The organism is Leisingera sp. SA32, assembly GCF_056033425.1.
Genome location: NZ_JBVYHB010000007.1, coordinates 38,797 through 58,605, shown reverse-complemented (window position 1 = coordinate 58,605; position 19,809 = coordinate 38,797). Strand labels below are relative to the sequence as shown.

The window sequence follows — 19,809 nt, the reverse complement described above, 5'->3', positions numbered from 1 at the left end:
GGCTGAGTGGGTGGGAGTGAGTGAAATTGCCGAAACAGGTAGACTTAATGTAAGTTATTTGTCATGTGCCGCAAGTATAGTGCCATTCTGAATTAGGGTCAAAAGTGGCTGAAAAACGAAAAACTTCGCTGATCGCGCTGGGCGGCAACCTGCCGGTTGATACGGATGCGCCGCAGACCACTTTGACGAAGGCAATCCGGGCTCTTCACGGGGGCAGAGGTGGCGAAATTGCGGTGCGGCGGATCTCGCGTTTCTTTCGCACGCCCTGTTTCCCGGCCGGGGCCGGGCCGGATTACGTGAATGCCGCGGTGGCCGTGGACAGCATTTTGGACGCAGAGGCGCTGCTGCGAAGGCTCCATCAGATCGAGGCGGAGTTTGCGCGGGTGCGGGAGCAGCGCTGGGGGATGCGCTCTCTGGATCTGGACCTGATCGACTGCGACAGTGCGGTGCTGCCGAACGCCGAGGGCTTTGCCCGCTGGCAGGGGTTGCCGCTCGATCAGCAGATGCAGGACGCGCCGGGACAGTTGATACTGCCGCATCCGCGCATCCAGGACCGGACCTTCATGCTGGTGCCGCTGTGCGATATCGCGCCGCACTGGTGCCACCCGGTGCTGGGGAAAACCGCATCGCAGATGCTGGCGGAGCTGCCGCAGCAGGCGCTGGCCGAGGTGCGGCCACTGTAGCTGCCGCATGCGGCGTTTTCCGCCCTTGTCAAGAGAAAGCTTTGGGCGTAAATGTCTGCCCTCTGGACCCGGATTGAGATGGAGAGTCGCTGATGGCCCGCGTGACGGTTGAAGATTGCGTCGACAAAGTACCCAACCGCTTTGAGCTGGTGATGCTGGCAGCGCATCGCGCTCGCGAGATTTCGGCAGGTGCCGCGATCACCGTGGAGCGTGACAACGACAAGAATCCGGTGGTGTCCCTGCGTGAAATCGCAGACGAGACCCAGAGCGCCGACGAGCTCCGTGAGCGCCTGATCGAAAGCAACCAGACCCAGATCGAAGTCGACGAGCCGGAAGACGATTCCATGGCGCTGCTGATGGGGGCCGACAACGACAAGCCCGCCGACGATGACATGTCGGAAGAGAAACTGCTGCGCGCGCTGATGGAGGCCCAGGGCCAGGGCTGAGGCATGCGCCTGCACATTTGAGGCTGCGGACCGGACATGATTTCTTCTGACGACCTGCTTGCTCTGGTCCGCAACTACAATCCCAAGACCAATGTCAGCCGGATTGCTGAGGCCTATGCCTTTGGCGAACAGATGCACGAGGGGCAGTACCGCCATTCCGGCGAGCCCTATTTCACGCATCCCGTAGCGGTGGCTGCAATCCTGACGGAACAGCGGCTGGATGATGCAACGATCATCACCGCGCTCCTGCATGACACCATCGAAGACACCAAGGCCTCTTACGAAGAGGTCGCGCGCCGCTTTGGTGATGAGGTGGCGATGCTGGTCGATGGCGTCACCAAGCTGACCAACCTGCAACTGTCCAGCCGCGAAACCAAGCAGGCAGAGAATTTCCGCAAGCTGTTCATGGCGATGTCCAAGGATCTGCGGGTGATCCTGGTAAAGCTCGCCGACCGTCTGCACAACATGCGCACCATCAAGGCGATGCGCCCGGAAAAGCAGGCGCAGAAGGCGCGAGAGACGATGGATATCTATGCGCCGCTGGCGGGTCGCATGGGCATGCAGTGGATGCGCGAAGAGCTGGAAGACCTGGCCTTCCGGGTGTTGAACCCTGAAGGCCGCCAGTCGATCATCCGCCGCTTTGTCACCTTGCAGCGCGAAACCGGGGATGTGATCCATCGGATCACGGGCGACATGCGGCTGGAGCTGGAAAAGGCGGGCATCGAAGCAGAGGTCTTTGGCCGCGCCAAGAAGCCCTATTCCATCTGGCGCAAGATGCAGGCCAAGGATCAGGGGTTCTCGCGGCTGTCGGACATCTATGGCTTCAGGGTGATCACCGCCTCGGAAGAGGACGCCTACCGGGCGCTCGGCGCGATTCATCAGCGCTGGCGGGCGGTTCCGGGGCGGTTCAAGGATTACATCAGTCAGCCGAAATCGAACGGCTACCGCTCGATCCATACTACCGTGTCGGGCCGCGACGGTAAGCGGGTGGAGGTGCAGATCCGCACCCGGCAGATGCATGACGTGGCCGAAACCGGGGTGGCGGCGCATTGGTCCTACCGCGACGGCGTGCGCTCGGAGAACCCGTTTGCGGTTGATCCGGCCAAGTGGATTGCCTCGCTGACCGAACAATTCGACGCCGAGGACGACCACGACGAGTTCCTCGAAGCGGTGAAGCTCGAGATGTACTCGGACCAGGTGTTCTGCTTCACCCCCAAGGGCGATGTGATCAAGCTGCCCAAGGGGGCGACGCCGATCGACTTTGCTTATGCCATTCACACCCGCATCGGCCATGCCTGCGTCGGCGCCAAGGTGGACGGCATCCGGGTGCCGCTGTGGACCCGGTTGCGCAACGGCCAGTCCGTCGACGTGATCACCGCCGAGGGTCAGATGCCGCAGGTGAGCTGGCTGGAAATCGCCACCACCGGCAAGGCGCGTACTGCCATCCGCCGGGCCCTGCGCGAAGCGGACCGGGCGCGGTTTGTGAAACTGGGGCATGAGCTTGCACGCTCTGCCTTCGAACATGTCGGCAAGAAAGCCACCGACAAGGCACTGGAAACCGCCGCCCGCGCGCTGCGTGTCAGCAGCGTCGATGAACTTCTGGCGCGGCTGGGGGCGGCCGTGCTCACCGCCCATGACGTGGTTCAGTCGGTCTACCCCGAGCTGACCACCGGCGACGGCGACGAAATCTCGCCGCGCCGGGCGGTGATCGGTCTGGAGCCGGGCCAGAGCTTTGAGCGCGGCACCTGTTGCCAGCCGCTGCCGGGCGAGCGCATCATCGGCATCACCTACCGCGGCCGCGGCGTGGTGGTGCATGCCGCCGACTGTGACCGGCTGAGCGAATTTGAAGACCAGCCCGAGCGCTGGATGGACGTGCATTGGCACAGCGGCACCCACCCCGCGGCGTACGGGGTCACGCTGGAGCTGACCATCGGCAATGACGCTGGCGTGCTTGGACGCATTTGCACGTTGATCGGCGAGAAAAAGGCCAATATCTCGGACCTTGAATTTGTTGACAGGAAACCAGACTTTTACCGGCTTATGGTCAACGTGGAGCTGCGGGATGTGGAACAGTTGCACTCGCTGATGCTGACGCTCGAGGCGGAAAGCGATGTTGCCGCGGTGGCGCGGTTCCGGGACAGGCCGGAAGAGCGCCTGATCCCATGAGCAGCCGCTGAAACTCTGAGCCGGAAACCGGGAAGGACGCGCAGCTTTGGTATTCAGGCGCCGGGACAGACGTTCGCCCCTGCGGGCGCTGGCGGATTTTCTCTGGCCGCGCGGCGGCTGGGGGCGGGCGTTCCTGTACGTGAAGCATCGCGTGCGGCGCCTGCCTGACTCTCCCGAACGCATCGCGCGCGGCATCTGGGCCGGGGTATTCACCACCTTTACCCCGTTCTACGGCATTCATTTCGTAATTGCCGCGTTGATCGCGCGGATGATGAACGGCAACATCCTGGCCGCGCTCAGTGGCACGTTCTTTGGCAACCCGCTGACCTATGTGCCGATCGGGGTTGCCTCGTTGCAGACGGGTCACTGGCTGCTGGGCACAGAATTCGACGCCGACGTCGACAAATCGCTGGTGGGCAAGTTCCTGGCTGCCGGCGGTGATCTGAAAGACAACCTGTTTGCGCTGTTTCATGACCAGCCAGCTGACTGGAAGGGGCTGCACCTGTTCTACAACGAGGTGTTTTACCCCTACATGGTTGGTTGCCTCATCCCCGGTATCATCTCCGCGACGGTGTGCTACTACCTGAGCCTGCCGGTGATCCGGGTCTACCAGCAGCGTCGGCGGGCCAAGATCAAGGCGAAGTTCGAGGCCATCAAACAGCGCGCCGATGTGCCCGCCGAACGCTGAGGTGCGCGGCGGATTGTACCATTATCATCTGCGCTCTTGCCCTCGTTCGACCTGCGTCTAATCTTTGCGCAACTGCTTTGACTTCAGACAGATGAGAGACCTCTCATGACACAGATCCCCCTGCGCCTTGGCGTGAATATCGACCACGTGGCCACTGTGCGAAACGCCCGTGGCGGCGCCTACCCGGATCCGATCCGCGCGGCCAAGCTCGCCGAGGACGCTGGCGCCGACGGCATCACCGCACATCTGCGCGAAGACCGCCGCCATATCACCGATGCTGACATTGACGGCCTGATGGCGGCGCTGAGCGTGCCGCTCAACTTTGAGATGGCCGCGACGGATGAGATGCAGAAAATCGCCCTGCGCCACAAGCCGCACGCGGTTTGTATCGTGCCGGAAAAGCGCGAGGAGCGCACAACCGAAGGCGGGCTGGAAGTGGCACGCGAAGAAAACCGCCTGGCCCATTTCATCGCGCCGTTGCGCGATGCGGGCTGTCGGGTGTCGATCTTCATCGCAGCTGACAAAAAACAGATCGAAGCCGCCCATCGCATCGGTGCGGAGGTGATCGAGCTGCACACTGGCGCCTATTGCGACCACCACGCCGAGGGCGATTTCAAGGCGCGCGACCGCGAGCTGGAGGCGCTGCGCGAAATGTCCGCCTTTGCCCACTCGCTGGGGCTGGAGGTGCACGCGGGCCATGGCTTGACCTATGAAACGGTGCAACCGGTCGCGGCCTTCCCCGAGGTGCGCGAGCTGAACATCGGGCACTTCCTGATCGGCGAGGCGATCTTCCGCGGGTTGACCCCGGCGGTGCAGGAGATGCGTCGGCTGATGGATGATGTGCGGGGCTGACATGGCCACGCTTTTTCCTGTCCTGAGCCCCCCTGGAGCGTGAAATGATCCTGGGTGTCGGCACCGATCTTGCCAATATCGAACGGATCCAGCGGACGCTGGACCGGTTTGGCGACCGGTTCCGCAACCGGGTGTTCACTGAGGTCGAGCAGCGCAAGGCCGAGCGCCGCCGCGATGTGGCAGGCACCTATGCCAAGCGTTGGGCCGCCAAGGAGGCCTGTTCCAAGGCGCTTGGCACCGGTTTGCGCATGGGCATCGCCTGGAAGGACATGGCCGTCAGCAACCTGACAACGGGGCAGCCGGTGATGCAGGTGACCGGCTGGGCAGCTGAGCGTCTGGCGGAGATCACGCCGCCGGGTCATGAGGCGGTGATCCATGTCACCCTCACCGACGATCACCCCTGGGCGCAGGCCTTCGTGGTGATCGAGGCGCGCCCGCTGGCCCGCGCTCCAGTGCCTGACACCGCCGAATCGCCCCGCGGAACTTGACTTGCCCCCGCGGGGCGATCATGTAGCCCCGGACCCTGTACCAACCCGGAGAGCCTGATGACGGCAAAGACAAAGGCCAGCAGTTCGATCATTGAGACGGTGAAGACCGTTGTCTACGCGCTGCTGATCGCCGGTATTTTCCGCACCCTGTTTTTCCAGCCGTTCTGGATTCCCTCCGGCTCGATGAAGGAAACTCTGCTGATCGGGGACTTCCTGTTCGTCAACAAGATGGCCTATGGCTATTCCTACGCCTCCTGTCCCAGCGTGCGCATCCCCGCAGTCGGGTTGAATGTCGACGCCAAGGACATCTGCGGTTTTCTGGATGGCGACAACACCCGGTTGTTGGGCGATCAGCCAGAGCGCGGCGATGTGGTGGTGTTCCGCCATCCGGTCAACGGCAATGATTTCATCAAGCGGCTGGTTGGCCTGCCGGGCGACAAGATCCAGATGAAGAACGGCGTGCTGTTCATCAACGGGTCTGCCGTCCAGTTGGCCGATGCCGGACAGTTCGAGGAAGTGATGGAACGCCAGGGTCCGCAAGGCTCCTTGCCGCGTTGCGAAAACGCGCCGGTGGGCCAGGGCGCCATCTGCAAGAAATCACGTCAGGTTGAAACACTGCCTGGCGGCACCGAGCATGTGGTGCTGAACATCACCAATCAGGGCATGGATCACACCGGTGTCTATCAGGTGCCGGAGGGGCATTATTTCTTCATGGGCGACAACCGTGACAACTCTTCGGACAGCCGCCTGCCGCAGTCCGCGGGCGGGGTTGGGTTTGTTCCGTTCGAAAATCTGATCGGTCGGGCGGACCGGATCATGTTCTCCTCTGCCGGGCGTTCCATGCTGTTCTTCTGGACCTGGCGCAGCGACCGTTTCTTCAAGGGGATCCAGTGAAACTCTCTAAGGAACTGCGCGCGTTTGAAGAGCGGATCGGTTACCGCTTCAACCGCCCGGAGCTGCTGCAACGGGCGGTGACCCATGCTTCGGTTTCCTCTTCCACCCGCAAGGACAACCAGCGGCTGGAGTTTCTGGGCGACAGGGTGCTGGGGCTGGTGATGGCCACCGCGCTGCTGGAGGAAGACAGGACCGCCACCGAAGGCCAGCTGGCGCCGCGTTTCAACGCGCTGGTGCGCAAGGAGGCCTGCGCCGATGTCGCCCGCGAGATCGACCTTGGCGCGGTGCTGAAACTGGGCCGTTCAGAAATGATGTCCGGCGGGCGGCGTAAACAAGCCCTGTTGGGGGATGCGATGGAGGCGGTGATCGCTGCCGTCTACAAGGACGCCGGGTTTGATGCGGCGGCAGAGTTGATCCTGCGCCTGTGGGGGCAGAGGGTTGCCCAGGTCGATACGGACGCGCGCGATGCCAAGACATCGTTGCAGGAATGGGCGCAGGCCCGCGGCCAGAAGCCGCCCGCCTATGTCGAGATGTCCCGCAGCGGCCCGGATCATGCGCCGGTCTTCACCATCGCCGCGCGGCTTCAGGACGGCACCGAGGCGCAGGCCACTGCGGGCTCCAAGCGGCAGGCGGAACAGGCCGCGGCCAAGGCGCTGCTGGACCGGTTGGACTGATCCCTCAGGTCACGCGCAGGAAACCGGCAAGCCCGGTTTTCTGATGTTCAATGACATGGCAATGAAACGCCCAGTCGCCGGGATTGTCGGCCACCAGCGCGATCTCGACCACCTCATCCTTGAGCAGCAGCAGTGTGTCTGTCACCAGCGGCGGCAGCTGCCGCCGGTTTGAGCGGATCGGCACAAAGGTCAGCCCGTGCAGGTGGATCGGGTGCAGGTTCGGCGATTCGTTGCGCAGCCGCAGGATGTAGCTCTTGCCCCGCTCCAACTTGGCCAGCGGCCCGGTGCCCTCGGCCGCGTCACCGGCCCAGGGGGTGCGGTTTATCGACCAGAAGCTGTAGCCCAAAGAGCCGCAATAGCCGTCATTCGGTGCGCTACCCTCGGGGGTCCAGCCAAACACAAAATCATGCACCTCGGCCCGGGCCAGATCCGGACGCGAAACAGGATTGGGCGGCAGCGGCTTCAAATCACGCAAATCCCGTGCCATAGGGCCTCCCACGGCGCGCAGCTGCGCCATCACGTGGCCGGGTCGTCCCGGCAGTTCGGCCAGTAGCGCAACGGTCCGGCCCTCGTCGTCGGGCATCCGCAGCGCGAAATCCACCCGCTGGCCAGGACCGACCAGCAGTGGATCGGCCGGGGAGGGAAGCGGCAGCGCCAGCTCGACCGGGTGGCCGTCCCAGGCAATGATGCGGGCCTGTGCGGTGTCGAGGTGCAGCTTGTAGATGCGGGTAGTATCGCTGTTCACCACACGCAGGCGCACCAGCCCGCCTGCTGGCTGGTCATAGACTGGCGCCTGACGCCAGTTGGCGGTCAGTACGTTGCCCAGCGTGCCGCCCCGCGCCGCCCCGCGGGCCGTGTAGTAGGGCAGGAAAGCACCGTCGCCATCCAGCCGGAAGTCGCGCAGGTTCAGGACCTGGTCGCCATCGAAACCGGGGTCTTCAGGCTCGTCGATCACCATGACCCCGGTCAGCCCATGCGCCATCTGGGCCATCGTCATGCAATGGGGGTGGTACCAGTAGGTGCCCGCATCCGGCGGGGTGAAGTGATAGTCGAACGTCTCACCGTCGGCGATCGGCATCTGGGTCAGATAGGGCACCCCGTCCATCGCATTGGCAATCCGCAGCCCATGCCAGTGCATGGCCGTGTAATCCGGGGTCCGGTTGCGGACGCGCAGGTGCATCGGCTGTCCCTGGCAGCCGCGGATCACCGGCGGCGGCGCATCCGGCGACAGGCTGACCATGCCCTGCGTTGGCTGGTCACGAAAAAGGAAGCTGGCGGGCTGGATCGCCAGCTCCGTTGCGGCGGCCGCGGCGGCATCGATCAGGGAGGCGCCCCCCGCCAGCCCGGTCATGGCGGCGCTGCCCAGCAGGAAGTCGCGGCGGTTCATCGGGAATACCTCTCATAAGGGCGGCTGAAGTGAAGGGCCTGGCGGGCGAGGCTGGCGCGGCGCTGTGCTTGTGCCATGGGGTCTGCCACAGGTCTTTGACATAGGGCAAGTTTATGTGACTGTAGGCAGCACCGGAGGCAGAAAACGCCTCTGGCCCCTGTGGGTAAAATCCTGTAGGGGGTCTGCTCTGCAAACAGGACCAGTACCCATGACCACACGCGCCGGATTCGTTGCCCTGATCGGAGAGCCCAACGCGGGCAAGTCGACCCTTCTGAACCGCATGGTCGGGGCCAAGGTGTCCATCGTGACCCACAAGGTGCAGACCACCCGCGCTCGGATTCGCGGCGTGGCGATGGAGGGCGACGCACAGATCGTCTTTGTCGACACCCCCGGCCTGTTCAAACCGCGCCGCCGCCTGGACCGCGCCATGGTCGCCGCCGCCTGGGGCGGCGCTGCCGACGCGGATGTCGTCGTGCTGATGGTCGAAGCCCACCGCGGTATCACTGAAGGCGTGGAGAAGATCCTTGAGGGCCTGGCGGAGATCGGTGCGGGCCGCACCGTGGCCCTGGCGATCAACAAGATTGACCGGGTGCAGTCCGAAAGACTTCTGGGTCTTACGCAAGAGCTGAACAGCCGTTACACCTTCGCCGAAACCTTCATGATTTCGGCAGAACGTGGGCATGGTGTGGATGATCTGCGCCAGTGGCTGGCAAACCGGCTACCCGAAGGTCCATGGCTTTACCCCGAAGATCAGATCGCCGATCTGCCGATGCGGATGATCGCGGCCGAAATGACTCGCGAGAAACTGACCCTGCGCCTACATCAGGAGCTGCCCTACCAGCTGACGGTCGAGACCGAGAAATGGGAAGAGCGCAAGGATGGCTCCGCCCGCATCGACCAGCTGATCTATGTGCAGCGCGACGGTCACAAGGGCATTGTGCTGGGCAAGCGCGGTGAAACGATCAAGGCGGTCTCCCAGGCTGCCCGCATCGAGTTGGAGGAATTCCTGGGCCGCCGCGTGCATCTGTTCTTGCAGGTCAAGGTGCGCCCAAACTGGCTGGAAGAGGCCGAGCGGTATTCCGAGATGGGCCTCGACTTCAAAGATGGAAACTGACGTCAGGATGTCTTTCACCTTTTCGGAAATACTCCCGCCGGAGGCACCCATGCCCGCCGGCACGCGCCAAGGCGCGGCATGACCCGCCTCACCGCCCGCTTCTGGGTGGATGCCTATCTGGCCAGGCTGCGGTTTCAGGACATCCCGGCCTTTGTCACGTCGCATGGCGACGACACCGCCGGCGCGGTTCTGGTGAAGCTGAACACGCTGGACGGGCAGGCCCGTGCGTTTCACCGCACCTATGACCTGATGAATGGCACCCGCACGTGGGGTGAGCTGGCCGCTGGTGCGGAGGGCGACGTCGATGCCTCGATCCGCCGTCAGCGAGATTTCGATCCGGACCTCTGGGTGGTCGAGGTTGAGGACCGGGCAGGGCGGCATCTGCTGGATGAACCGGGCCTGGAGTAAGCGCATCGCTTGCGGGCCGCGCCGCAATCGGCTCTGCTGGGACGGCCAGAAAAAGTGTGATCAACAGGGGGGGCTCCGGTGGAGTGGCGGGATCAGGGAATATTGCTGTCCATGCGCCGCCATGGTGAGCATGCCGCGATCATTGACGTGTTCACCGAAAGCCATGGACGCCACTCCGGCGTGGTGCGCGGTGGCGCCGGGCGCAAGATGGCACCGGTGCTTCAGCCAGGTGCCCAGCTGGATCTCAGCTGGCGCGCGCGGTTGGAGGATCATCTGGGCAGCTACCATGCCGAACCGTTGCGCAGCCGGGCGGCGGCGGCGCTTTCAGGGCGCGTTTCGCTGGCAGGGCTGAATGTCGTGACCGCGCTGTTGGCATTCTGTCTGCCTGAACGCCAACCCTATCCGGATCTGTACCGCCGCAGTGAACAGCTGTTGGACTTGCTTGGGAACGAGGATCTCTGGCCACTGGCCTATTTGCGCTGGGAGATAGCCCTGCTGGAGGACATGGGCTTTGCTCTGGATCTGTCTACCTGTGCAGTCACCGGCGCGCAGACCGGGTTGGCCTACGTGTCGCCCCGCACAGGCCGCGCTGTTTCACGTGAAGGCGCCGGGGAATGGGCCGATCGTCTGCTGCCACTGCCGCCGGTGATGCGCGGCGAGGGCGCAGCGGAGACCGCCGATATCGTGCAGGCGCTGCGCACCACGGGCCATTTCCTTGAGGCGTATTTGGCACCCGCTCTGGGCAACCAGCCGCTGCCGGATGCGCGCGGGCGGTTTATCGATTTGCTCAGCCGTCGGATTTAAACAGCATTTCGCGGCCGTCGTCATTGCTGAGGATGAGCACGCTTCCTGCAACCTCCACCTGGGTCATGTCCTGCAGTGCCCGCACAAACGCGGTTTCTGCCGCGCGACCTGCACAGGCCTCTGGGGTTACGGCCAGCCGTTCGGCGCTGAACCACGGGTAGGGGGCTGTCTGCGCGCCGCGATAGCTGAGGCAGGCGATCTTTCCCGCGAGCGCACCCGGCTTCGGGAAGGTCAGGCTGGCCGCAGTCACATTGTTCTCGCCGTCGATGCTGTGCAGCTGCCAGAGCGTGTCAGCGCCGCCATAGGCCCAGACAGTCTCGTCGCCGGTGCAGGCCGTTGCGAGCAACAGCAGGAGCGAGCGCAGTCGCCTCAGGCGTTTCATTGGTGTCTCCGAGATTGGCAATCTGTCACTCTGCGCAGCGAGAAGCTGAATTGCAACGCCGGTCGCGTGATCGCTGCGGGCGGTCTCGGACAGGAGAAAGAGCTGGGCTCCCGTCCGGCTCGGGCGGCATTGAAATGCCTTGCGCCGGTTGGGCCGGGCGCCGCGCAAGGCGCGGCGCAGTCCTTTGCGCTACCGAACCCGAAGGGGGTCAACCCAACAGGCGACGGGCGATCACTTGGGCCTGGATTTCGGCCGCGCCCTCAAAAATGTTGAGGATCCGCGCATCGCAGAGCACCCGCGAGATCTTGTACTCCATCGCGAAGCCATTGCCGCCATGGATCTGCAACCCGTTGTCCGCTGCCGCCCAGGCAACGCGGGCGCCCAGAAGTTTGGCCATACCAGCCTCCAGATCGCAGCGATGGCCGTGGTCTTTCTCCCACGCCGAGAAATAGGTCAGCTGGCGGGCGATCATGATCTCGACCGCCATCATCGCCAGTTTGCCGGAAACCCGCGGGAAATGGATCAGAGACTTGCCGAACTGCTTACGTTCCTGCGCGTATTGCATGGCGAGATCCAGCGCCGATTGCGCGACGCCAATGGCGCGGGCGGCGGTCTGAATGCGGGCAGATTCGAAGGTTTCCATCAATTGTTTGAAGCCCTTGCCTTCCTCGCCGCCCAGAAGATTCCCCTGTTTTACCTGGAATTTGTCGAAACCCAGCTCGTATTCCTTCATGCCGCGGTAGCCCAGTACCTCGATCTCGCCGCCGGTCATGCCTGCGGTGGGGAACGGGTCCTCGTCCGTTCCGGGAGTCTTTTCCGCGAGGAACATCGACAACCCGCGGTGGTCGGTGCTGTCGGGGTCGGTGCGCGCCAGCAGGGTCATCACATGGGTGCGGGCGGCGTGGGTGATCCACGTCTTGTTGCCGGTAATGCGGTAATCACCCTTGTCATCCTTGACCGCGCGGGTGCGCAAACTGCCCAGGTCAGAGCCGGTATTCGGTTCAGTGAACACGGCGGTGGGGAGGATTTCGGCGCTGGCGAGCCGAGGAAGCCAGCTTGTCTTCTGCTCTTCGGTGCCGCCGCAGAGGATCAACTCCGCTGCGATTTCGGAGCGGGTGCCCAGGCTGCCGACGCCAATGTAGCCGCGCGACAGCTCCTCGGACACAACCACCATCGACGCCTTGGACAAGCCAAAGCCGCCGTACTCTTCCGGGATGGTCAGGCCGAAGACTCCCATGTCGGCTAGCTCTTCGATCACTTCCAACGGAATCAGCTCGTCCCGAAGGTGCCAGTCATGTGCGTAGGGCTCGACCTTTTCCACCGCGTAGCGACGGAACTGGTCGCGGATCATCTCCTGTTCTTCGTCCAGCCCGGATGCGCCGAACATGGTGGTGCCGGCCTGTTGCTCCATTAGCGCCACCAGCCGGGTCCGCGCGGCCTGGGTGTTGCCCTGCTTACACAGCGTCATCACCGCGGGCGCCATCAGCGCGCGCTGGTCGTCCTGGCCCAACCCCAGATCCTGCAGGCGCACGATCTCGCCCTGGTTCATCTGGATGCCGCCATAGACCTGCCACAGGTATTCGCCAAAGCCGATCTGATGGATCAATTGCTCCAGCTCGCCGAACTTGCTTTCGGCCTCCAGCTTCTCGGCCCATTTCTGCATTTGCCGCAAGCTGTAGACATAGGTTGCCAGCCACGACAGCCCATGCGCGGCGGTCTGGTTTTCCTCGATCAGGCGGCCCGAGACACGCCCCCCTTCGCTGACCTGCGCGCGCACCGCGGCGCGGGCGGTCTCCAACAGCTGGTCCAACGGCGCCAGTGCCGCGGCCGTCAGCTCCAGCAGGTCGGGGATGAGTGTCGGTTTCATATGCAAGTCCTGTCCGTCGTGGGCCATGAATCAGATCCTTTTCCGCTTGCTTGGTGGTAAAACACTTTGCAGGTGCAGCGCAACAAAAATGCTCATATACACCTTGCATCAGACCAAAAATTGCGCGTGCATTTTGCGCGTGCAGCACGCGCAGGATATGCTAGAGCACTGGCATGAATGCGTTGTTGTCACTTCTCTCCCCGGCAGAGCTGGCCACGGCCGCGGGGATCGCCCTGCTGGCAGGCACCATCAAGGGCATGGTGGGATTTGCCATGCCGATGATCTTTGTGTCCGGTCTCAGCATGTTTTTGTCGCCGGAGCTGGCGTTGGCGGGGCTGATTCTGCCAACCTTGATCACCAATGGCATGCAGGCACTGCGGCAGGGGCTGTCGGCGGCGCTGGACTCGGTGCGCAAGTTCCGGGTTTTCCTGTTGATTGGTCTGGTCTGCCTGCTGTGCAGCGCCCAGCTGGTTCGGGTGCTGCCCCAGCAGGTGATGCTGCTGATCATCGGTCTGCCGGTCACCGTCTTTGCTGCGATGCAGCTTATGGGGCGGGTGCTGACAATTTCCAATCCCGGCCGCCGCAGCGAGGCTGTGGTGGGCGGAATTGCCGGTCTGATCGGCGGTGTATCCGGGGTTTGGGGGCCGCCGACGGTGGCCTATCTGACGGCGCTGGGAACCGAAAAGACAGAGCAGATCCGGGTCCAGGGTGTGATCTACGGGCTGGGCGCAGTGGCGCTTCTGGTGGCGCATCTGGGGTCTGGCGTGATGCGGGCCGAGACGGCGCCGTTTTCGCTGGCAATGATCGTCCCGGCGGTGGTCGGCATGTGGCTGGGCGGGCGGCTGCATGACCGCATCGACCAGGCCATGTTTCGCCGCGCGACGCTGGTCGTGCTGCTGGTTGCCGGAATCAATCTGCTGCGGCGAGGGCTGATGATGTGACGGGTGTGCCTGTCTCGGGTGGGGGTGCCGGATAGGATACCACGGCGCTGCCGGGCGGGGTGGACCGCCGCCTGCGTTGAAGCATTTGCATTTCGCCGCCGCCTCTCGTTTAACCGCTGCAGGATTTGCATAGGAGCAGGCACATGGCGATGGAGTGGAACAGGCTGCTGAATCCGGGGCGGCTGTGTCGGCCCGACTATCCCGAGGCGCCGGGCCGGGAGGCCTATTTGCAGGATTACGACCGCATCCTGTTTTCCGAGCCGTTTCGACGGTTGGCACAAAAGACCCAGGTGCATCCGCTCTACAGCCATGATCACGTGCATCACCGGATGATCCATAGCATGGAAACCTGCAGTGTTGGCCGCTCGCTGGGGGCCGGTGTCGGCCACGCGTTGCTGGAGGCGGGGCGGATCAGCCCGGATCAGGTCCAGCGCATTGCGGGCCACGTGCAGGCGGCCTGCCTGCTGCATGACATCGGCAACCCGCCATTTGGCCACTCCGGCGAGGACAGCATCGGCGGCTGGTTTGCGGCGCAGTTTCGCGCAGGGGCCGGGCTGGCGGCTGAGGTCCCGGTGGAACGGCAGGCGGAGTTTGCGCATTTCGAGGGCAATGCCCAAGGGTTGCGCATCGCCGGACGGCTGGAAATGGCGCGACGTGCGGGCGGCATGCGGTTGAGCTATGCAACGCTGGGGGGCTTCCTGAAGTATCCCTGTACCCGGCGGACACGCGACATGGTCTGCGCGGATGGCCCCGCTCCCTATGCGGGATTGAAGAAATTCGGCGTGTTCAGTGTCGACACCGCGCTGCTGGAGGAAATCTGCGCCGCCACCGGCATGCTGCGCGAGGCGGCGGGCTGGTACCGCCGTCACCCGCTGGCCTTCCTGGTCGAGGCCGCGGACGACATTTGCTATCGGATCATGGATATCGAAGACGCGGGCGCGGTTGGCGATCTGGACCGCGCCGACGTGGCGGCGGTGCTGGAGGACATCACCGGCAAGCGCAACCGCGAGGAAGACGCCACGATGCCACTGGCGGAGCGGGTCGCCCTGCTGCGGGCTCTGGCCATCGGTGCTGCCACCAGTACCGCGGTGGAGGCATTTCTGGACAATTACGATGCCATCATGTGCGGTGACTTCGACGGCGACCTGATCGGCGCCTCCGTCAAGGCGGACGCTTTTGCCGAATTGCAGCGCCTGTCGGAAGAGCGCATCTTTGCCGCCCGTCGCAAGACGGAACTGGAAGTCGCCGGACGCCAGGTGCTGCACCGTATCCTGGACCACTTCCATGCGCTCTATACAGATCTTGCGGCCTGCGGCTGGGATCAGGCGCGGTTTGGGCGCGCGCATCCGCATTGGGCGCAGCTGGTCCGCGCTGTCGATCTTGACCTGCGCGACGTCACGGATGCCAGCAGCGCGATGCATTCGCTGGCGGATTTCGTGTCGGGCATGACAGACCGCTATGCGGTCAAGGTCCGCGACATGATCAGCGGCGCGCTGTAGGCTTCCCGCGGTCCGGCGAATATGAAAAAAGCCCCGGCGTTGCAGCCGGGGCTTTTTGTTGGTCGTTTTGGCGCGGCGGTTCAGCCGATGGCGGCGGCTTTCACGTCGTCGTCGATATAGGGCAGGTACTGGCCGAAGTTGTCCGAGAACATCTGCACCAGCTTGGCCGCCTGGCGGTCATAGGCCTCCTGATCGTCCCAGGTGCGGCGCGGGTCCAGCAGCACTTCGGCCACGCCGGGAACGGTGACAGGCACGTCAAAGCCAAAGTTGCTGTCCTTGCGGAACTCCGCCTCCGCCAGCGAGCCGTCCAGCGCTGCGGTCAGCAGTGCGCGGGTGGCCTTGATCGGCATCCGGCTGCCGACACCATAGGCGCCGCCGGTCCAGCCGGTGTTGACCAGCCAGCAGGTGGCGCCGTGCTGGGCGATCTTTTCACGCAGCAGATTGCCGTAGACTTCGGGCCGCCGTGGCATGAAGGGGGCGCCAAAACAGGTCGAGAAGGTCGGCTCCGGCTCGGTCACGCCGCGTTCGGTGCCGGCCACCTTGGAGGTGAAGCCAGACAGGAAGTGATACATCGCCTGCGCAGGCGTCAGTCGCGCGATCGGCGGCAGCACGCCGAAGGCATCGCAGGTCAGCATGATGATGTTCTTGGGGTGGCCGCCGCGGGCACTTTCGGACGCGTTCGAGATATAGTGCAGCGGGTAGGCGCAGCGCATGTTGGCGGTCAGGCTGTCGTCGTTGAAATCCAGTTCCTTGGTTTCCGGATCGAAGATCATGTTCTCGATCACGGTGCCGAATTTCGACGTGGTGGCATAGATTTCCGGCTCAGCCTCGGCATTCAGGTTGATGGTCTTGGCGTAGCAGCCACCCTCAAAGTTGAAGGTGCCGTTGTCGGCCCAGCCATGTTCGTCATCGCCGATCAGGACCCGGTCGGGGTCTGCCGACAGGGTGGTCTTGCCGGTGCCCGACAGGCCAAAGAACACGGCGGTATCGACCGGGTTGCCCTTGGCGTGGTTGGCGGAGCAGTGCATCGGCATGATGCCTTTTTCCGGCAGCAGGTAGTTCAGCAGGGTGAACACAGATTTCTTGTTTTCGCCCGCGTATTCGGTGCCGCCGATCAGGATCATCTTCTTGTCGAAGTTCATCGCGATGATGGTTTCGGACCGGCAGTCGTGTTTCTGCGGATCAGCCTGGAAGCTGGGGCAGTTGATGACGGTGAAGTCCGCGATAAAGTCATCCAGATCTTCGCGGTCGGGGCGACGCAGCATGGTGCGGATGAACAGGTTGTGCCAGGCCAGTTCGGTCACCATGCGCACATTGATCGCATGTGCCGGGTCGGCACCGCCGACCAGATCCTGAACATAGTAATCCTTGCCCTTCATGTGTTCCAGCATGTCGGCGTGCAGCGCATCAAAACCCTCGGGGCTCATCGCGGCGTTGTTGTCCCACCAGATGGTGTCGCGAACGCTGTCGGTTTTCACGACATGCTTGTCCTTGGGCGAACGGCCGGTGAACTTGCCGGTGGTCACAAGGAAGGCGCCGCCATTGCCCAGCGTACCTTCGCCGCGCTTCAGCGCAGCTTCGATCAGCGCCGGCTCCATGAAGTTGTAATAGACATTGCCCAGACCCTCGATGCCCTGATCTTCGAGGCGGAATTGCGGGTTAACCCGTCCAGATGTCATGCGTTTTTCTCCTGTGGCGGCGCAGGGTTCACGCGATCAGCGCGGCTGCGCCCTGGGGCAATAGAAAACGGCGAGGATGCCGGTGGCGCGGTCTTAACATGGGCTTTTGGGGGCTGAACAGGGTGGCATCCGGCAGTTAGCGCCACCAAGTTGATGTTTAGCGCAACCATTGTTTGTGCGAGGCAAAACCGCCATTCGGTTCAGCAGATACTAAGGTATTTTTGTCCCAATTGTGTCCAAAGATGGGCCCGATTCGTCGAATTGGATTGATTCGCCGCCACAGAAGGGCGATGAGAGTGCTAAAAACTGAACAGTACAGAGCAGATTAGGGGCAATTCACATGTCGAAGATTGCTTTGGTTGACGATGACAGGAACATCCTGACATCGGTTTCCATGACGCTCGAAGCCGAGGGCTTTGAGGTCGAAACCTATAACGATGGTCAGGCGGCGCTGGACGCTTTCAACAAGAAGCTGCCCGATATGGCGGTGCTGGACATCAAGATGCCGCGCATGGATGGCATGGACCTGTTGCAGCGGCTGCGCCAGAAAACCCAGATGCCGGTGATCTTTCTGACCTCCAAGGACGATGAGATCGACGAGGTCCTGGGCCTGCGCATGGGCGCGGATGACTATGTGAAGAAACCGTTCTCCCAGCGGCTGTTGGTCGAACGCATCCGGGCGCTGCTGCGCCGTCAGGAGGCGCTTGGCGCCGATGAGGCCGGAACGGCCAGCCCGGAGGCCAAGGTCATGGAGCGCGGCAACCTCCGCATGGATCCGCTGCGCCACGCGGTCACCTGGAAGGGCAAGGATGTGTCGCTGACGGTTACCGAATTCCTGCTGTTGCAGGCTTTGGCCCAGCGACCCGGATTTGTGAAAAGCCGCGACCAGCTGATGGATGTGGCCTATGATGACCAGGTCTATGTCGACGACCGCACCATCGACAGCCACATCAAGCGGCTGCGCAAGAAGATGCGCAGCGCGGATTCGGACTTTGCGGCAATCGAAACCCTTTACGGAATCGGTTACCGTTATAATGAAGAGTAGGCAGCACGGTTGCGCAGGCCGGGTGCGCCCGCAGGACGATTGAGCGGGGCAGCTTGCCCCCTGCCGGAGGAGAGGCGCGCATGCGCGATACCAGTTTAACCCATCGCCAGCAGGACGGTGACGTTGTTCTTGGCGAGGACTGGGTCAGCCCTGAGCAGACCGTCACGCAGGAGATGCGGGTCAAACGGGCGCGGCGTGGGTTGCTTTCGCTCAAGGGCTCACCACTGACCCGCAAGATCATCACTTTTAACCTGATCGCGCTAATCATTCTGGTCAGCGGTATTCTGTATCTGAATTCGTCGCGCCAGAGCCTGGTTTTGCAGCGCGCGGGCACCCTGGTGTCAGAGGCGATGCTGGTTGCAGATGTCTTTGAGGCAGAGTTGCCCGCCGCAGGCGCCGTCAGCTTTGCCGCGGGCGACGGCATTCAGGTCGAGGACACCCTGGCGCGGGTCAGCCTGCGCGGCGGGGTTGAGGCCTTTGTATTCGACACCACCGGCAATCTGATCTCCAACATCAAGGGCGTGGACCGCAGCGACGCGCTGAACGTGTTGAACGACAGCGGCCCGCAGCGGACATTTATCAGCGATGCTCTGGCCGCCGTGTGGGGTCTTGCCGAGGGCGGGTCCGCACCGGCACCCGACGCCAGCACACCGGCGCTGGAAACCCGGCTGGCGGGCTTGGTGGACAGGGCGTTGAGCGGCGGTACCGGCGTGGAAACCCTGGCCGACACCAGCGGTGCGCGGGTGATCTCGGCCGCAACCCCGATCGTGCACAACGGCAATCCCGTGGGTGTGATCGCCTTGACCTCCCCCACCGGCGAAGTGGACGCCCTGGTGCGCGCCGAGCAGGAACGGGTGTTGCAGATGTTCATTGTGGCGCTGCTGGTCTCTGTCGGGCTCAGCCTGGTGCTGGCGTCAACCATTGCCAATCCGCTGGCCGATCTGGCCGAAGCCGCGGAGATCGGTCGCGACCGCGGCAGCAAACAGTCGAATCCGGGGCGCATCCGCATCCCCGACCTGTCTGGCCGCCCGGATGAAATCGGCCGCCTGAGCCGCGCGCTGCGCGGCATGGTCAAGGCGCTCTATACCCGCATCGACAGCAACGAACAATTCGCCGCCGATGTTGCACATGAGATCAAGAACCCGCTGGCCAGCCTGCAATCGGCCGTCGGCACCCTGCGCATGGTCAAACGCGATGACCAGCGGCAAAAGTTGATGGATGTGATTGAACATGACGTGCGCCGTCTCGATCGCCTGGTCAGCGACATTTCCAACGCCTCGCGCCTGGATGCCGAACTGGTCAAGGAGGACGAAGAGGAGTTCGACCTGCTGACGATGCTGGGCAACTTGAACCAGTACCTCGGCGAAGACGCCCGGGCCAAGGGGATCGACTATATCACCGATTTGCCGGGGCAGCCTGTTCCGATTCAGGGGCTGGAGGCGCGGCTGGCGCAGGTCTTTGTCAATCTGATCACCAACGCGATCTCCTTTTGTGAGGAGGGCGACGCCATCCGCGTCTGGGCGCGCCGCCGGGCGAACCGGGTGCTGGTGGTTGTCGAGGACACCGGTCCCGGCATCCCGGACCAGGCGCTGTCCAAGATCTTCAAACGCTTTTACTCGCAGCGCCCGGTGGAACATTTTGGCAATAACTCCGGTCTTGGTCTGGCGATCTCCAAGCAGATCGTCGAGGCGCACGGCGGGGTGATCTGGGCCGAAAACATCCGCCCGACGGAAGCGGATGTCACCTCGGAACCGCTGGGAGCGCGGTTTGTGGTCGGTCTGCCGGTGTAAGC

Annotated in this window: 19 protein-coding genes; 15 read left to right on the top strand and 4 right to left on the bottom strand. The window is 63.3% G+C overall.

Annotation, left to right across the window (positions count from 1 at the left end; genetic code table 11):
* The first annotated feature begins 104 nt into the window (after positions 1-104).
* The 8 genes from folK (at position 105) to rnc (ending at position 6,891) form a co-directional block, all read left to right on the top strand.
* Positions 105-683 (top strand): 2-amino-4-hydroxy-6-hydroxymethyldihydropteridine diphosphokinase, encoded by a 579-nt coding sequence (folK, locus tag AC0IPL_RS11850; RefSeq protein ID WP_474274733.1) that lies wholly within the window; start codon positions 105-107, stop codon positions 681-683.
* Between the two features lie 92 nt (positions 684-775).
* The gene (gene rpoZ / locus AC0IPL_RS11845) at positions 776-1,129 is read left to right on the top strand and encodes a DNA-directed RNA polymerase subunit omega (protein ID WP_474274732.1); all 354 of its coding nucleotides are present in this window, start codon (positions 776-778) and stop codon (positions 1,127-1,129) included.
* Positions 1,130-1,165: 36 nt separating this feature from the next.
* The gene (locus AC0IPL_RS11840; protein WP_474274731.1) at positions 1,166-3,295 is read left to right on the top strand and encodes a RelA/SpoT family protein; all 2,130 of its coding nucleotides are present in this window, start codon (positions 1,166-1,168) and stop codon (positions 3,293-3,295) included.
* A 46-nt stretch (positions 3,296-3,341) separates the two neighbouring features.
* Positions 3,342-3,983, top strand: coding sequence for a DUF2062 domain-containing protein (locus AC0IPL_RS11835; RefSeq protein ID WP_474274730.1), 642 nt, complete (start codon positions 3,342-3,344; stop codon positions 3,981-3,983).
* Between the two features lie 105 nt (positions 3,984-4,088).
* Positions 4,089-4,835, top strand: coding sequence for a pyridoxine 5'-phosphate synthase (locus AC0IPL_RS11830; RefSeq protein ID WP_474274729.1), 747 nt, complete (start codon positions 4,089-4,091; stop codon positions 4,833-4,835).
* Positions 4,836-4,879: 44 nt separating this feature from the next.
* Complete coding sequence (gene acpS, locus AC0IPL_RS11825) at positions 4,880-5,323, top strand: holo-ACP synthase (RefSeq protein ID WP_474274728.1); 444 nt, start codon at positions 4,880-4,882, stop codon at positions 5,321-5,323.
* Positions 5,324-5,380: 57 nt separating this feature from the next.
* Positions 5,381-6,217, top strand: coding sequence for a signal peptidase I (gene lepB / locus AC0IPL_RS11820; RefSeq protein ID WP_474274727.1), 837 nt, complete (start codon positions 5,381-5,383; stop codon positions 6,215-6,217).
* On the top strand, positions 6,214-6,891 hold the full coding sequence (gene rnc, locus AC0IPL_RS11815; protein WP_474274726.1) for a ribonuclease III: 678 nt from the start codon (positions 6,214-6,216) through the stop codon (positions 6,889-6,891). Before lepB ends, rnc begins: the two co-directional genes overlap by 4 nt.
* A gap of 4 nt (positions 6,892-6,895) precedes the next feature.
* Here rnc and AC0IPL_RS11810 read toward each other — a convergent pair whose 3' ends face one another.
* Positions 6,896-8,278 (bottom strand): multicopper oxidase family protein, encoded by a 1,383-nt coding sequence (locus AC0IPL_RS11810; protein ID WP_474274725.1) that lies wholly within the window; start codon positions 8,276-8,278, stop codon positions 6,896-6,898.
* Between the two features lie 208 nt (positions 8,279-8,486).
* Between AC0IPL_RS11810 and era the strand changes: the two genes are divergently transcribed.
* The 3 genes from era (at position 8,487) to recO (ending at position 10,604) form a co-directional block, all read left to right on the top strand.
* Complete coding sequence (gene era / locus AC0IPL_RS11805) at positions 8,487-9,392, top strand: GTPase Era (RefSeq protein ID WP_474274724.1); 906 nt, start codon at positions 8,487-8,489, stop codon at positions 9,390-9,392.
* 78 nt (positions 9,393-9,470) lie between these two features.
* Entirely contained in the window at positions 9,471-9,800 is a 330-nt protein-coding gene (locus AC0IPL_RS11800; protein ID WP_474274723.1) for a DUF1491 family protein, read from the top strand.
* A gap of 78 nt (positions 9,801-9,878) precedes the next feature.
* The gene (gene recO, locus AC0IPL_RS11795) at positions 9,879-10,604 is read left to right on the top strand and encodes a DNA repair protein RecO (protein WP_474274722.1); all 726 of its coding nucleotides are present in this window, start codon (positions 9,879-9,881) and stop codon (positions 10,602-10,604) included.
* On the opposite strand, the gene AC0IPL_RS11790 is transcribed toward recO, so the two are convergent.
* Entirely contained in the window at positions 10,588-10,986 is a 399-nt protein-coding gene (locus AC0IPL_RS11790; RefSeq protein WP_474274721.1) for an META domain-containing protein, read from the bottom strand. The two genes, recO and AC0IPL_RS11790, sit on opposite strands and share 17 nt — an antisense overlap.
* 208 nt (positions 10,987-11,194) lie before the next feature.
* Complete coding sequence (locus tag AC0IPL_RS11785; RefSeq protein ID WP_474274720.1) at positions 11,195-12,880, bottom strand: acyl-CoA dehydrogenase family protein; 1,686 nt, start codon at positions 12,878-12,880, stop codon at positions 11,195-11,197.
* Positions 12,881-13,026: 146 nt separating this feature from the next.
* Here AC0IPL_RS11785 and AC0IPL_RS11780 point away from each other — a divergent pair, with 146 nt between their 5' ends.
* Both AC0IPL_RS11780 and dgt read left to right on the top strand, forming a co-directional pair.
* The gene (locus tag AC0IPL_RS11780; RefSeq protein WP_474274719.1) at positions 13,027-13,794 is read left to right on the top strand and encodes a sulfite exporter TauE/SafE family protein; all 768 of its coding nucleotides are present in this window, start codon (positions 13,027-13,029) and stop codon (positions 13,792-13,794) included.
* Between the two features lie 143 nt (positions 13,795-13,937).
* Entirely contained in the window at positions 13,938-15,293 is a 1,356-nt protein-coding gene (gene dgt / locus AC0IPL_RS11775) for a dGTP triphosphohydrolase (RefSeq protein ID WP_474274718.1), read from the top strand.
* An 80-nt stretch (positions 15,294-15,373) separates the two neighbouring features.
* Here the strand turns inward: dgt and AC0IPL_RS11770 are convergent, their stop codons facing one another.
* Positions 15,374-16,972 carry a phosphoenolpyruvate carboxykinase gene (locus AC0IPL_RS11770; RefSeq protein WP_474274717.1) on the bottom strand — a complete coding sequence of 533 codons (1,599 nt, stop codon included), beginning with the start codon at positions 16,970-16,972 and terminating at the stop codon, positions 15,374-15,376.
* 340 nt (positions 16,973-17,312) lie between these two features.
* Here AC0IPL_RS11770 and AC0IPL_RS11765 point away from each other — a divergent pair, with 340 nt between their 5' ends.
* A complete protein-coding gene (locus AC0IPL_RS11765) occupies positions 17,313-18,017 on the top strand; it encodes a response regulator transcription factor (RefSeq protein ID WP_474274716.1) in 705 nt (234 codons plus the stop codon).
* 80 nt (positions 18,018-18,097) lie between these two features.
* The gene (locus tag AC0IPL_RS11760; protein WP_474274715.1) at positions 18,098-19,807 is read left to right on the top strand and encodes a sensor histidine kinase; all 1,710 of its coding nucleotides are present in this window, start codon (positions 18,098-18,100) and stop codon (positions 19,805-19,807) included.
* Positions 19,808-19,809 lie beyond the last annotated feature (2 nt).